Genomic DNA, 12,793 nt, shown 5'->3' with positions numbered 1-12,793 from the left:
GGCGTGCTCAATGGTGCACGCCAGCCAGGCCGACATGCTGAGGGCGCTCGCTGAACCGAGGGCGAAGGTGTAAGCCAGCAGCGCCACCGGACCGAGATTACCCACCAGCGCCGGGATGCACAGCAAAATCATCGACAGCAGGGCCAGTCCCTGGGTGATGAGCAGCAAGCGGCGTTTGTCCATCAGGTCGGCGATCACGCCGCTGGGCATGCCGAGGACGAATGCCGGCAGCGCCATGGCGGTTTGCACTAGGGCCACCATCAATGGTGACGCAGCCAGCTCGGTCATCATCCAGGCGGCGCCAATGTTCTGCATCCAAACAGCTAAGTTGGCGACTACCGTAGCCAGCCAAAGGGCGCGAAATGGGCGATGACGAAGAGGTGCCCATGCCGAGGGGCCGCTCATCGGGGAGTCACTGGAGGTTGGCGATGCGCGAGAACAGGCGACGGAAGCTCTTGCGGGTTTCTTCAGCGAAGCGCAGATCGCCATTTTCACCAAAGGCGCGGGCGATGGTGGCCCAGTCCTCGGGCAGCAGGCAGCGGGCGGCGGCCGGCATGATGCGGTTTTCCTCCATTCCGATATGCTTGAGTTGCTCGCCAGCGAAGCTCTCCAGTCGGGTGACAAAGGCGATGCGTTCGTCCGGCGTGGCGGTGCCAAGGGTTTCGATGGCTTCGACCAGCGCATGCAGTGCGGCGTCGCCCTCGCGGTGCTGACGCTGGAGTTCGGCGATCAGCGGGTCGAGTTCGGCGGTGCGCTCCTGCACCTTCTTGAACAGGTAGGCCTCTTCCTTCGGGTGGTGCAGCTTCGACGGGAAGGCGCGCAGGTAACCGAGCATGGACTTGAGCAGATCGAAATCCACCGGCCGGTTTTCCTGCAGCCCACGGGCGAAGGTACGCAGGCCGTAGGCCACCACGGCAATGCTGCGGTGCTCGTCCTTCATGATCGAGGTGACCATGTTCATCGCCGGCGCTGGGTCGTTCTTTTCGACCGATGAGACCAGCACTGGCACCTTGGCGCCGACCAGCACCTTGAGGGTTTCCGAGCCCAGCATCACGCCGCCGAAGCTGCGCGGGCCGTGGGAGGACATGAAGATCAGGTCACAGCCGAGTTCGTCAGCGGCCGCCAAGATCGCTGCATGAGGGCGCGTGCTGGTGCGACTGACTGTCTCGCATTCGATACCCGCAGCGCCGGCCGACACGGCGGCCTTGGAGAGGATTTCGCGGGCTCGTCCGCTGTAGTCGTCCCGGTAGGTGTCGGGAGCGATCAACTGGAGCAGGGCGGCGTCGTCGGTGAGGGAGGCCGAGGCGTCCGGGTCGGCATAGAAAAATGTGATGCGGGCGCCGACGGTACGGGCGAACTCCACCGCCTTGGTGACGGTGTGTACCGAGAGCGCCGTGCCGTCGGTGGGTACGAGGATATGGCTGTACATCATGGCCTCCAGAAATGTCTGCGTGCGGGGTTGATTTGATGGATCAGGCGGCCAGCCGGCCGGGCAGGCCGAGCCGCCCCTTGCGGCGTTCAGGCGGCAGCACACGCGGCGCGCCAACCCGGTTGACGAGCAGGCCAATGCCTTCGATCTCCGCTTCGATGCGGTCGCCGGGTTGTAGGAAGCGCCCGTCCTCGAGGCCGACACCGCAAGTCGAGCCGGTGAACAGCAGGTCGCCCGGGCGCAGGGCAACCCGCGCATCGACGAAGTCGAGGAGCTCGTCGAGGCTGAAGATCATGTGGGAAGTGCGGTCCTGCTGACGCAGCTCGCCATTAATGAAGAGGCGCATTGCCAGATCAGGCTGTCCGGGGCCGCCGCACGCATTGAGTGTTGCGATCCATGGGCCAATGGGTGCCGTGCGGTCGAGGGCTTTCTGGGTGAACAAGTCGAGGGAGCCAAGCTGTTTGCCCGCGTCGCGGGCGCTGATGTCGTTGCCAACGGTGTAGCCGAGCAGACAACTGCTGGCGTGTTTGGCTTTGCCCAATGGGTGGGCGACTACCGCTACCAGCTCGATCTCGAAATCCAGCTGGGTGGTGACCGGAGGGTATGCGATCTCACCGCCCGGATCGACGATGGCCGATTCCGGCTTGATGTAGGCGATAGTATTGGGCGGCGCCTGGGTACGACCGAGGCGGGTCAGATGGCTGAGATAGTTGAGCCCGACGCCAAAGACTCGCGCGCCGGGTTCGAGCGGAGCGAGCAGTTGCAGACTCGCCAGTGGCATGGGTTCGGGCGTGAGGCCTAGGGCGGTCTTGTCACCCGCTGCGGCGTGTGGCGCCCATGCGGCAAACGGCGCGTCGATCCGCCGAGCGAGTCCGGCGGCGACATCAATCAGCGCCCAGAAGCGGTCGCCGTCCGCATTGGCGACCCGCGCGATCTTCACTCCTTGCTCTTCTTTCCCGCCAGATACGCGGGATCGAGGAGTTCTTCCGGTGTGCGCACACTCGGCCCGAGTATCGGCCCAACAATCTCGTGGCCCCAGGTGCTGAGCTTCTCGGGGTTCAGCTCGAAGGCGTCGCCCTGCCAGGGTTCGAGTTCGGTGATGGTTTCGAAGGCAAAGCCCGACGGGTTGAAGTGATAGAAGGAGGCGTGTGGGTCCTGGGTGTGCTGGCCGAGGGTCATCTGCAACTGCAGATTGCGTGCCTTGACGATGTCCAGGGTTTCGCCCACGTCGCGCAGGCTCTTCACGAAGACGCCCACGTGCTGTACGCCCATGCGCCCCGGGCCAAAGCCGTAGGCAATGTCGTGGCTGGTGAAGTTGTTGAGCTTTGAGCGAAAGAAGCCGGTCTTGCCCTTGCCGGCGCCGGAACCGTACCAGTGGAAGCCCATGATGCCGGTCAGGAAATGCTCCAGCTCCGGGGTGTATTCCGGGGTGATCAGCACCACGTGGCCGACACCGCGCTCGTCACACACGAAGCCGCCGTGGTTGCGGCCCGGGGTGAAGGAGCGGGGCGTCCACTTTTGCGCATAGAACAACTCGTGCTGGTAGCCGACCGGGTCGCGGAAGCGGATCAGCTCCTTGACGCCGCGGGTCTCGCACAGCTCGGTATCGCCCACGGTGATATCCACGCCGGCGGCGCGAAACTTCTCGACCGCGGCATTGAAGGCCAGGCGACCGCGGGCCTCCCAGCCGATGTAGGCGATGCGGTCGATCGTGCCCGGATGGAAGGCCAGCCGGTGGCGGCGGTCGTCCATCTTGAAATACAGGGAGTCGGGGTCGCTCTCCGGCGTGTTGCCGATGCCGAAACCCATGACCTGCGGGCCGTACTCGCGCCACTCGTCCAGTTTGGTGGTTTCGAAGCCGAGATAGCCGATGCCGATGATGTCCATTGTTTTATTCCTTGGTGGGTTCAGAGTGGAATCAACCGTTGGGTGCGCTTTATGGCGAGGCTTTTCTGGTGGAGCCTTCTGCGTGGATTCAGTGGGCGAGCAGGCCGCCATCCACGACCAGGTCCGAGCCGGTCATGAAGGAGGCTTCGTCGGAGGCCACGAAGAGGGCCAGCGCAACGACCTCGGCGGGCAGGCCGGGCCGGTCCATCGGAACCCCGTCGAGGAGCGCGGCGCGGATCTTCGGGTCGTCGACAAAAGCGGCGGTGCCCGGCGTAACGATGAAGCCCGGGCTGATGCTCACTGCCCGGATGCCGCGTGGTGCGCCCTCGATGGCCAGCTGGCGGGTAAACGACACCACCGCCCCCTTGGCCGCCGAATGGGCCGAGATGCCGGCCACCCGCGAGCCACCCCAGGCCGCGGTGGAGGCGATGTTGATCACCACGCCCTTGCTTGCCGTCAGGTGCGCCCAGGCGTACTTGGTGGTGAAGAAGATCAGGTCGAGCTCGTTCCGGATCGTGTAGTGCCAGTCCTCGATGGAGAACTCGCCCACCGGGCCGAACCTGGCTGCCGAGGCGTTGTTGTAGAGAATGTCGATGCGACCGTGGGCAGCGACGGCGGTGTCAACCCAGTCACGGGCCTGTTCCGGATCGCCCAGGTCGACGGGTGCCTGGCCATGTAACTCGAGGCCTTCGGCCTGGAGCAATGCGCGGGTGGCCTGGTGGCCGGTGGCGTCCACATCGCAGCCGACGACGATGGCGCCCTCACGGGCGAAACGCAGGGCAGCCTCGCGCCCCTGTCCGCCACCGGTGCCGGTAATGAGTACGACCTTGCCTGAAAGACGTGCCATGGGATGCCCCCTGAAGCGATGCCAGCGCACGACTGCGCCTGCGGATCCGGACGATGCCGGGTCTGCAGCTGGCGATGGGTTTAAGGGGATGTCAGGCGCCGGTGGGGGCTTCGACGATCAGGGCTTCGGCCGGGCAGGCGGCAGCACCTTCAATGGCGGCTTCCTCGAAACCTGCCGGGACAAATTCGCTGTCCAGGTAGACCAGGCCGTCCGCGTCGAGCTTGTAGACTTCCGGGCAAATGGCGGCGCACAAGCCGTAACCGCAGCATTTGCTGCGCTCTGCCGTGACACGATGCAGTGCCTTTTCGGCATTTTCAGGGTTGTTCATTTTTGTCTCCTCACAGTCGAACGCAGCACCAAGCTGCTGCAACGATTATGCACAGAAAACAAAAAAGTGTCACTATTTAGTGAGCTAAAAACGGCGTCTCCCAAGGGCCAGGGAGGCGTCGTTCAGAAGAGCATCGTACTGAGCTTCTGGCCCAGCTCACGAATGGCCTGGCCGACGATCTCGACGCCGGCCTCATCGTATTGGCCGCGGAACATCACCGCCGAAACCGTGTAGGCGATGTTCTCGTTGCGGTCGCACACCGGCGCGGCGATGACCATGATGCCGGCCGAAAAGTAACCGTCATCCACTGACCAGCCCTGCTGGCGGCATTGCTCGACTTCCTGCAGGTAAGTCTCGAAGCTGAGGGGGCGGGCCCAGCGGATCTTGTCGAATACGGCGCGGATCTCTGTATCGCTGAGGTCGAGCCGGGACGCAAACAGGCGCCCGCTGGCACCCATCAGCATCGGCAGGCGCTGCCCGGCGGCCATGTCGATGCGCAGGTCGGCCGGACTGGTTTCCGAGCTGACCAGCACGATGCGGTCGGTGCCCATGCGCCGCCAAAGGGTGACGGTCACACCGAAGCGCGCTGCGAACTCCTGCATCAGCGGCCGTGCGGCTTCCAGGCGCTGGCCTTCGGTTACCATGTTGCCGACCAGCTTGGCCAGGCCCAGGCCAGCCGAATAGGTCTTGGCGCGACGATCGAATTCGACAATCTCCTCTGCCACCAGCGTGCGCAGGATGTTGAAGCAGGTGCTCGGGTTGATCGACAGCAGCCGCGCCAGGTCCGCCGCCCGTTCAGGCGTGGCGGTTTCGGTCAGATGGCGCAGGATGCGGATGGCGTTGATGATGGGCTTGACCATCACGCCGTTGCCACCGCGGCTGCCGCTTTCCTGACTGCTCCCGTCATCGTCCGCCGAAAGTTTGTCGGCGCTGTTGTCGTTCAGGTCTGTTTTCATAGGGATGGACTGGGCGAGCAGGCTTGGAGATGTTAAATCAGTATTGTCATTCTATATGTAGAATTAAAATTCTCGCAGGAAGAATTTTCCCTGTGAATGACAGGCAAAAAAGAAACCCGCCGAAGCGGGTCAAAAAAGCCCGTTTTGTTTCGGGCCGAGGGAGGTAGGGAAGGCTACTGGTGGTAGTAGCCCACGGCGACAACGTGGCTGCCGACGACCTGGAAGAGGGTACGTTTTGCTTCACTCTTCTTGGTGACCGGGTTGGGCCACAGGTAGTCGAGTTCGCCTTGTTTACGTGTCTGGGCCATTTTCAGGATGTTGCGGATGATGGGCTGGCCGGTGGCGTCCTTCAGTTCCAGCCCGTCGGTGCCTATCAGGCGTGGCTGCACACCGTGAGCGACGAAGTGGCCGGATTTCATGTCGATCACGAATACGTAGAGGTCGTCCTGAACAAAGCGTCCCCCAAGCTTGTTGAACTCCTTGATGGCTTCGTCGGGCGCTGCGCGCATGGCTGTTGCCGCCTGCTCGAGGAAGGCTTTGGCTTGGGCCGGGCTGGTGCGGGGCAGGTAGTAGCCCACGGCCAATACGCGCTCATTCACTCGCTCGAAGTAGGCCTGCTTGCGCTGCACGGTGTTGTCCACCCAATTCAGCCAGCGGTATTCCACGTGCCCGCTGCCGCGGGTCTTGGCGATTTCGAGCATTTCGGCAAAGAAGGGCTTGCCGGCCACATCGCGCATGGCACTGACGTTGCGGCCGATCAGCGAAGCCGAGGAGCCGCCGCTGGTGAGCATGGTGCCGTCGCTGGCGAGCACGTAAACATAGAGTTCCTTGTCGATGAAGCGCCCCTGGCGGCCGAATTCGGCCAGGGCTGTGTCACCGACTGCGCGGTAATGCTCGACAGCCTGGCCGAGCAGCACCTGGGCGCGCCCGGCATCGATTTCGGTGCGGGTGGCGATGGGCGGTTCTGCGCGGGCCGGCAGCAGGATCGTGCAGCCAAGCAGCACTATGAGGCGGGCAAGGATCTTTTTCATGGGAATTCCTTTTATGGCGGGGGTGGTGTCGACCTTCATTCCCGGACCAGCAATACGCTGCCGCCCAGCGGGCCACCGCCGGCGGCGACCACCGACGCGCGGTGTGCCTTGAGCTGACGCTCGCCCGCCCGACCCCACAGCTGGGTGCAGGCTTCATGAACGTAACCCAGCCCGTGGGTACGACCGCCGGACAACTGGCCGCCGTTGGTGTTGATGGGGATCACCCCGTCGCGGGCAATGTTGTGACCACCCTCGATAAAGCGTCCGCCCTCGCCGAGGGGGCACAGGCCGAGGGCTTCGAGCCAGATCATCGTCAGGATCGAGAAGCCGTCATAGAGCTGCGCTGAGCCCAGGTCGGAAGGCTTCAGGTCGGTGCGTGACCACATCATGCGGGCCACTTCGCCGGTGACCATTGCGGTCAGGTCGATCTGGTCCCACGACCACGGCTGGTGCAGGGCCGCGCCGATGGCTTCCAGGCGAATCGGCGGGTTCGGGCCACCCCGGGCGGCATCAATGCGTGACAGCACGATGGCCGTCGACGCATCGCAATGTACGTCGCAGTCGAGCATGCGCAGCGGCGTCGAGATCATCCGCGAGCTCATATAGTCGTCGAGGCTCATGGGTGTGCGGTACACCGCCTTCGGGTTGAGGGCGGCGTTGGCGCGGCAGGTCATGGCGATCTGGGCCAACTGCTCGGGGCGCGTGCCGTACTCGTGAAAGTGGCGCTGCGCGTACATGGCCATCAGGTTGATGCCCGACAGCACATTGAAGGGTGTGTACCACTGCCAGAAAAAGCTGCTGTCGCGGCCGATGGTCTTGTTGGTCAGGGCGCTGGCGGTCTTGTCAGTAAGGCGTCTGCTGGCTTCGGTGATGGTGCGGAACACCAGCACGTGCTTGCACAGACCGCTGGCAATCGCCATGGCACCGTTGATCACGCCAGCCAGCGGACCCGGGCCTTCGTAGCCGCCACCGAACCAGTTCACCTTGAGCCCGAGGGTGCTGATCAGCGCGTTCGGGCCGACTGGCGAAAAGGCATCGCCATTGTTGTTGTCACCGGGCCAGCAGGCTACACCGTCGATATCGTCGCGGCTCAGGCCGGCGTCGGCAATGGCTTCCAGGGCTGCGTCGAGGGTCAGCTGCATGGCCGACAGGCCGGATGGGCGGCCAACCTCGGACTGGCCGATACCGCTGATGGCCACATCCTTCTCAAACAGGCGGTCGAACATCATGCCTCCCTCTCAAAAAATGGCAGCCAGACATCCTCGACCTGGCTGAAGGTGACCCGCACGGGCATGTCGATGTGCACCTCATCCACCGGCATGCCGACGATGTTGCTGACCAGACGCAGGCCCGGCTGGTCGGCCAGCTCGATGATGGCCACTACATAGGGCATCTCGACGTCGGCGTTCCAGCGCTGGTGGTTGATGGTGTAACTGAGCACCTTGCCGCGGCCGCTCACCGGGCGCGGCCCCACGTCCTGGCTCAGGCAGCGCGGGCAGATCGGTGCCGGCGGGTGGAAGTAGCGCTGGCAGCCCTGACAGTGGTGCATGTTCAGCGTGCCCTCTGCGCCACCCTGCCAGAAGGCCGAGTTGTCAGGGTTCAGTGCGGGGAGTTTGCGGGCCATGGTCCTTGGTCTCCGGGGCGTTGTTATCTGTCTTCGGAATTTAATTCTAGCATCCACATATAGACAGATTACAAAAATCTGTCTAAAGTTTTCACGTCAGGTCCGCTCTCAAAAGATGTTTCGGACCGTTTCCCCTGCAACGCCACATCAAGGATCGACCATGACTCAAACGCTCACAGGCCGCACTGTCGTTGTTACCGGAGGCTTCGGCTTCCTTGGCGGTGCGCTGGCGGCGAAGCTGGTGAAGGAGGGCGCCCGCGTCGTCCTCGTAGACCGCTCCGCCGTTCCGGCACAGGCCTTGCCGGATGTGGCCCTGGCCCTCGGCGGCGTGGATCTGGGCAGCCCCGAGTCGGCTGGCGCCGCCTTTTCCCGTATCGCCGGGGAGCTCGGAGGCATTGATGCGCTGGTTAACGTGGCCGGTGGCTTTGTGTGGGAAACCGTCGAGGCCGGCAGCATCGAATCCTGGGATCGCATGTACAGCATGAACCTGCGCACCGCGGTGGTGGCGTCCCAGGCCGTGTTGCCGCATCTGCTGGCCAAGGGTGCGGGTCGCCTGGTGAATGTCGGCGCCCTGGCGGCCAGCAAGGCCGCCACCGGCATGGGCGCCTATGCGGCTTCCAAGGCCGGTGTGGCGCGGCTCACCGAAGCTCTTGCCGAAGAACTCAAGGACAAGGGTGTCACCGTCAATGCGGTGCTGCCGAGCATCATCGACACGCCCACCAACCGTGCCGACATGCCCGATGCCGATGCCACCCGTTGGGTCAGCGCCGCTGCGCTGGCGGCTGTGATCGCCTTCCTGCTGTCGGATGACGCCTCGGCGGTCACCGGCGCATTGATTCCGGTCTGTGGCCGCGTCTGAGGAGACCCCATGAGACTTGTCACCTACCGTGATGCCGGCGGTTTTCAACGTGCCGGCGCCCTGCTCGAAAAAGACCAGCTGGTGCTCGACCTGCAGCTCGCCAGCGAAGCCATCCATGGCCGTTCCCGGCCGGAATTCACCAGTGTGCTGGCGCTGGTGGAAGCCGGGGAGGGCGCCCTCGATGCGGCGCGCGCCCTGGTGCAGCGCACCCCGGCGAGTGCCGTGCTGGCGCGCGCCGATGTGCATCTGTGTGCCCCCATCCAGCCACCGCCGCAGATCCGCGACTGCTCCTGTTTCGAGCTGCACCTGCGCCAGAGCTTCGCCGCCGCCCGCCGCATGCGCGTGGCCCGCGAGCCGGACCCGGAAGCCGCGTTCAAGGCCATGAACACCCGCGCCGACGACCGGGTTGTCGACACCTTCAACCGGCAGCCCATCTACTACAAGGGCAACCGCTTCGCCGTGATCGGCCCCGATGACGACGTGATCTGGCCGTCGTACAGCAAGGCCATGGACTTCGAGCTGGAGCTGGCCTGCTACATCGGCAGGAAGGGCAGGGACATTCCGCGCGACAAGGCTCGTGATTACATCCTCGGTTACACCATCTTCAACGACATGAGTGCCCGCGATGCCCAGGCCATCGAGATGGTCGGCATGCTCGGACCCGCCAAGAGCAAGGATTTCGACACCGGCAACGTGATGGGGCCTTGCTTGGTCACCGCCGACGAGATTGGTGACCCCTACGACCTGAACATGATCGCCCGCGTGAATGGCGAGGAGTGGGGCCGTGGCAACACCCGTGACATGCGCTGGCAGTTCGAGGACCTGATTGCCCACATCTCCCGTTCAGAAACTCTCTACCCGGGCGAAGTGCTGGGCTCGGGCACGGTGGGCAACGGGTGTGGCCTAGAACAACTGCGCTTCCTCAAGCCCGACGACGTGATCGAGCTGGAAATCGACGGCATCGGCCTATTGCGTACCCGCATGACGAAGCCTGTGGCGTAAGCGCAGTACCTGCCAAAAAAACAATAAACCCATTCGCTCCCCGAGCGAGCAAACCCAAAGGAGAGAGCTTTGACATCCACAAGGAATGTGCTGTCCGACGGCACGAAAATCGAGGATCTGATCAAGGTCGACACCCGCGAAGTGCAGATGCGGGCCCTGTCGGACCATGAGATCTACGACCTGGAAATGCAGCGGGTCTTCGGGCATAGCTGGCTGCTCCTTGGCCATGAAACCGAAATCCCCGCCGAGAACGATTTCATCGTGCGTGACATGGGGTCGGATTCGGTGATCGTGGCTCGCGGCAAGAATGACCAGATCAGTGTTTCCCTTAACGTGTGCCCGCATCGGGGCATGAAGATTTCCACTGTGGATGCGGGTAATACACCGATCCACAAGTGCATCTACCACGGCTGGGCCTTCCGTCCCAACGGTGACTTCCTAGCCTCCCCGGTGGAGAAGGAATGCATGCACGGCACGATGATGAGCAAGGCCGAACTCAGCCTGGAACAGGCCCGGGTGACCCTCTACGGCGGCCTCATCTTCGCTACCTGGGATCACGAGGGCGAGTCGTTCGAGGACTTCCTCGGTGACGCCAAGTGGTATTTCGATATTCTTTTTCAGCGCTCCGACAAGGGCCTTGAGGTGCTTGGACCGCCGCAGCGCTTCGTCGTCCGGGCCAACTGGAAGACTGCTGGCGAACAGTCCGCCGCCGATGGTTTCCACACCCTGACCCTGCACCGCTGGCTCGGTGAAGTGGGCAACTACGCCAAGAGCGGCCAGGAGGGTGGTGCCGACCTGAGCCCCGAGATGATCGGTGTCGAAGTCAGCTCACCCCACGGCCACGCACTGCGCTGCATCGACCTGGGCCGCAAGATCCGCAAACTGACCGGCCTCGATCCGGATGTGCTGAGCGTTGACCAGAAGCTGGACGCCCTGCCGCCGCCGGGTGTGACTCGCGAGATGGTGCCCCAGCTGAAGCGCAAGCTGAGCGAAGACCAGTTGAAGGTGCTGGTCTCGATGCCGCCGCAGGTGGGCGGCATCTTCCCCAACGTGCTGTTTGCCTTTGTGTACATTCCCCAGTCCGACGGCACGGTGCTTGGCCTGACCCTGCTGCACGCCTATGTGCCCAAGGGGCCGGACCAGCTGGAGTTCGTTAATTGGGTGCTGGCCGAGAAGGACACCCCGCAGGAGCTGAAGGAAAAGATGCTGCGCCAGAGCATCCAGCTCTTCGGTACCTCCGGGATGGTCGAGCAGGACGACTCCGACACCTGGCCGCACATGACCACTGCCGCCAAGGGTGCCCGCGGCCGCAAATCCACGCTCAAGTACCAGGCCGTCTATGCCACCGGAGCGCCGGAAGGCTGGCCGGGTCCGGGCATTGTCAATGAAGGCTTCACCAAGGATGACACCCAGTGGCACTGGTGGCTGCACTGGCACGAGCTGATGCTCGCCAACGCCTGACCCCCTGGCCTACGTCCATCTACAAGGAGCGAATTCATGACTGCAACCCAAGCCCTGCCCACCGCCGACCTCGCCCAGGGCGAGTGCGTGCCCATCGGTTCCGATACCTATAACCAGGTTCTCGGCTTTCTGTACCGGGAGGCCAGCCTCCTCGACGCCATCAGGCTCAAGGAGTGGAGCGCGCTGCTTAGCCCGGAACTGATCTACACCGTGCCCCTGCGCCAGACCCGGCCGATGGCCCAGCATGCGGCCTCCATCATCCGCACGGTCCAGCACTACCATGATGACTACCGCTCGATCATGGGCCGGATCATGCGCCTCACCGAAACCAAGAGCGCCTGGGCCGAAGATCCCCCGTCACGTACCCGCCGGCTGGTGACCAACGTGCAGGTAAGCACCACCGGTGTGGAAGGCGAGCTGGCCGTGGTGAGTTACCTACTGCTGACCCGCAGCCGCTTCGACAGCCCCGATCTCGACCTGATCAGCGGCGCGCGGAACGACGTGCTGCGCCTGGTGGACGGCCAACTGAAGCTGGCACGCCGCGAGGTAATCCTCGACCAGGCCGTGCTCGGTACGCCCAATCTGGCGATCTTCCTTTAAGCAGCACAGCGGGAACACCCTTGTCACGGCCTGATGGTCGGTGACAGGGGCTGTCCATCCAAATTCTTGTGGAGGGCATGGTCCATGGGTTCTCCCATCGGCTTGGCGAGCATCGATTTCACCGAGTTCAAACACAGCTGGCGGGTGCTGGTCCTGTCCATCGTCGGCGTCGCCATCAGCATCAACGCGGCGCTCCTTTATGGTTTCGGCACGCTGGTGATTCCCCTCCAGCAGGCCTTCGGCTGGAGCCGCAGCGAACTGCAGGTGGCGGTGACTTTTCTGTTCGGGGGGGCCGTGCTGTCCCTGCAGGTGGTCGGCTGGATCAACCTGCGCTTCGGCATGCGTCGGGTGGTGGTGGCGTCACTGCTGCTGATTGCCCTTGGCTACCTGGCCACGACGCTGATCAGTGGATCGGTGTGGTCGCTCTACCTTGCCTTTGCGCTGCTGCCGATCATCGGCATGGGCTCGCTGGCGGTGACCTGGACCCAGCTGCTCAACCTATGGTTCGTGCGCAATCGGGGGCTGGCGCTGGCCATCGGCCTGTCGGGCACCGGCATCACCGCGGCCGTCGTGCCGCGTCTGATGGCCTGGGGCATTGAGCGCTGGGACTGGCGGGCAGCCTTCGTGATCCTTGCGGTGCTCAATCTTGGCCTGCTGCTGCCCCTGGTGCTGATCTGGTTCCGCTTGCCCATCGACGATGCGCCGGCCCGTGCCGCCGATGACGGCAAGGTGGCGCCGCATGTGTGGCTGGAGGGCATGTCCCTGCGCG

The 12,793-nt window shown here is 63.8% G+C and carries 15 protein-coding genes; 5 read left to right on the top strand and 10 right to left on the bottom strand.

Features of this window, described 5'->3' with window-relative positions; all coding sequences use genetic code 11:
- From ACIQ09_RS19450 to ACIQ09_RS19405, 10 genes are all read right to left on the bottom strand, one after another.
- Nucleotides 1-405 (bottom strand): MFS transporter (locus tag ACIQ09_RS19450; RefSeq protein ID WP_398313624.1); only part of this gene is annotated, 405 nt, incomplete at its 3' end.
- 7 nt (nucleotides 406-412) lie between these two features.
- Nucleotides 413-1,432, bottom strand: a complete 1,020-nt coding sequence (locus ACIQ09_RS19445) for a universal stress protein (protein ID WP_398313622.1) — start codon at nucleotides 1,430-1,432, stop codon at nucleotides 413-415.
- A gap of 40 nt (nucleotides 1,433-1,472) precedes the next feature.
- On the bottom strand, nucleotides 1,473-2,369 hold the full coding sequence (locus ACIQ09_RS19440; RefSeq protein ID WP_398313620.1) for a fumarylacetoacetate hydrolase family protein: 897 nt from the start codon (nucleotides 2,367-2,369) through the stop codon (nucleotides 1,473-1,475).
- Nucleotides 2,366-3,316: a VOC family protein gene (locus ACIQ09_RS19435; protein WP_398313618.1), complete on the bottom strand. Its 951-nt coding sequence runs from the start codon at nucleotides 3,314-3,316 to the stop codon at nucleotides 2,366-2,368. Before ACIQ09_RS19435 ends, ACIQ09_RS19440 begins: the two co-directional genes overlap by 4 nt.
- Before the next feature lie 88 nt (nucleotides 3,317-3,404).
- On the bottom strand, nucleotides 3,405-4,163 hold the full coding sequence (locus tag ACIQ09_RS19430) for an SDR family NAD(P)-dependent oxidoreductase (protein ID WP_398313616.1): 759 nt from the start codon (nucleotides 4,161-4,163) through the stop codon (nucleotides 3,405-3,407).
- A gap of 91 nt (nucleotides 4,164-4,254) precedes the next feature.
- Nucleotides 4,255-4,491: a ferredoxin gene (locus ACIQ09_RS19425; protein WP_398313614.1), complete on the bottom strand. Its 237-nt coding sequence runs from the start codon at nucleotides 4,489-4,491 to the stop codon at nucleotides 4,255-4,257.
- 122 nt (nucleotides 4,492-4,613) lie between these two features.
- Entirely contained in the window at nucleotides 4,614-5,447 is an 834-nt protein-coding gene (locus tag ACIQ09_RS19420) for an IclR family transcriptional regulator (RefSeq protein ID WP_398313612.1), read from the bottom strand.
- A gap of 173 nt (nucleotides 5,448-5,620) precedes the next feature.
- Entirely contained in the window at nucleotides 5,621-6,478 is an 858-nt protein-coding gene (locus ACIQ09_RS19415; RefSeq protein ID WP_169148262.1) for a cache domain-containing protein, read from the bottom strand.
- A gap of 35 nt (nucleotides 6,479-6,513) precedes the next feature.
- Nucleotides 6,514-7,707, bottom strand: a complete 1,194-nt coding sequence (locus ACIQ09_RS19410) for a thiolase family protein (RefSeq protein WP_206198948.1) — start codon at nucleotides 7,705-7,707, stop codon at nucleotides 6,514-6,516.
- A complete protein-coding gene (locus tag ACIQ09_RS19405; protein WP_169148261.1) occupies nucleotides 7,704-8,102 on the bottom strand; it encodes a Zn-ribbon domain-containing OB-fold protein in 399 nt (132 codons plus the stop codon). The genes ACIQ09_RS19410 and ACIQ09_RS19405 overlap by 4 nt, the downstream gene beginning before the upstream one ends.
- Nucleotides 8,103-8,262: 160 nt before the next feature.
- Here ACIQ09_RS19405 and ACIQ09_RS19400 point away from each other — a divergent pair, with 160 nt between their 5' ends.
- The 5 genes from ACIQ09_RS19400 to ACIQ09_RS19380 all read left to right on the top strand — a co-directional run.
- A complete protein-coding gene (locus ACIQ09_RS19400; RefSeq protein WP_169148260.1) occupies nucleotides 8,263-8,961 on the top strand; it encodes an SDR family NAD(P)-dependent oxidoreductase in 699 nt (232 codons plus the stop codon).
- A gap of 9 nt (nucleotides 8,962-8,970) precedes the next feature.
- On the top strand, nucleotides 8,971-9,963 hold the full coding sequence (locus ACIQ09_RS19395; protein ID WP_169148259.1) for a fumarylacetoacetate hydrolase family protein: 993 nt from the start codon (nucleotides 8,971-8,973) through the stop codon (nucleotides 9,961-9,963).
- A gap of 69 nt (nucleotides 9,964-10,032) precedes the next feature.
- On the top strand, nucleotides 10,033-11,424 hold the full coding sequence (locus ACIQ09_RS19390) for an aromatic ring-hydroxylating dioxygenase subunit alpha (RefSeq protein WP_169148258.1): 1,392 nt from the start codon (nucleotides 10,033-10,035) through the stop codon (nucleotides 11,422-11,424).
- A gap of 36 nt (nucleotides 11,425-11,460) precedes the next feature.
- On the top strand, nucleotides 11,461-12,024 hold the full coding sequence (locus tag ACIQ09_RS19385; RefSeq protein ID WP_398313607.1) for an aromatic-ring-hydroxylating dioxygenase subunit beta: 564 nt from the start codon (nucleotides 11,461-11,463) through the stop codon (nucleotides 12,022-12,024).
- An 84-nt stretch (nucleotides 12,025-12,108) separates the two neighbouring features.
- Nucleotides 12,109-12,793: MFS transporter (locus tag ACIQ09_RS19380; protein WP_398313605.1), on the top strand; the 685-nt coding region annotated here is incomplete at its 3' end.

The organism is Zoogloea sp., assembly GCF_044344315.1.
Classification (GTDB): Bacteria; Pseudomonadota; Gammaproteobacteria; order Burkholderiales; family Rhodocyclaceae; genus Zoogloea.
This window is presented reverse-complemented; position numbering and strand designations above follow the sequence as displayed.

Coding starts and splice junctions, on each gene's coding strand:
- ACIQ09_RS19430 (WP_398313616.1), bottom strand. CDS start 4,163: ATGGCACGTCTTTCAGGCAAGGTCGTACTCATTACCGGCACCGGTGGC.
- ACIQ09_RS19400 (WP_169148260.1), top strand. CDS start 8,263: ATGACTCAAACGCTCACAGGCCGCACTGTCGTTGTTACCGGAGGCTTC.
- ACIQ09_RS19385 (WP_398313607.1), top strand. CDS start 11,461: ATGACTGCAACCCAAGCCCTGCCCACCGCCGACCTCGCCCAGGGCGAG.
- ACIQ09_RS19420 (WP_398313612.1), bottom strand. CDS start 5,447: ATGAAAACAGACCTGAACGACAACAGCGCCGACAAACTTTCGGCGGAC.
- ACIQ09_RS19435 (WP_398313618.1), bottom strand. CDS start 3,316: ATGGACATCATCGGCATCGGCTATCTCGGCTTCGAAACCACCAAACTG.
- ACIQ09_RS19415 (WP_169148262.1), bottom strand. CDS start 6,478: ATGAAAAAGATCCTTGCCCGCCTCATAGTGCTGCTTGGCTGCACGATC.
- ACIQ09_RS19405 (WP_169148261.1), bottom strand. CDS start 8,102: ATGGCCCGCAAACTCCCCGCACTGAACCCTGACAACTCGGCCTTCTGG.
- ACIQ09_RS19425 (WP_398313614.1), bottom strand. CDS start 4,491: ATGAACAACCCTGAAAATGCCGAAAAGGCACTGCATCGTGTCACGGCA.
- ACIQ09_RS19445 (WP_398313622.1), bottom strand. CDS start 1,432: ATGATGTACAGCCATATCCTCGTACCCACCGACGGCACGGCGCTCTCG.
- ACIQ09_RS19395 (WP_169148259.1), top strand. CDS start 8,971: ATGAGACTTGTCACCTACCGTGATGCCGGCGGTTTTCAACGTGCCGGC.
- ACIQ09_RS19410 (WP_206198948.1), bottom strand. CDS start 7,707: ATGATGTTCGACCGCCTGTTTGAGAAGGATGTGGCCATCAGCGGTATC.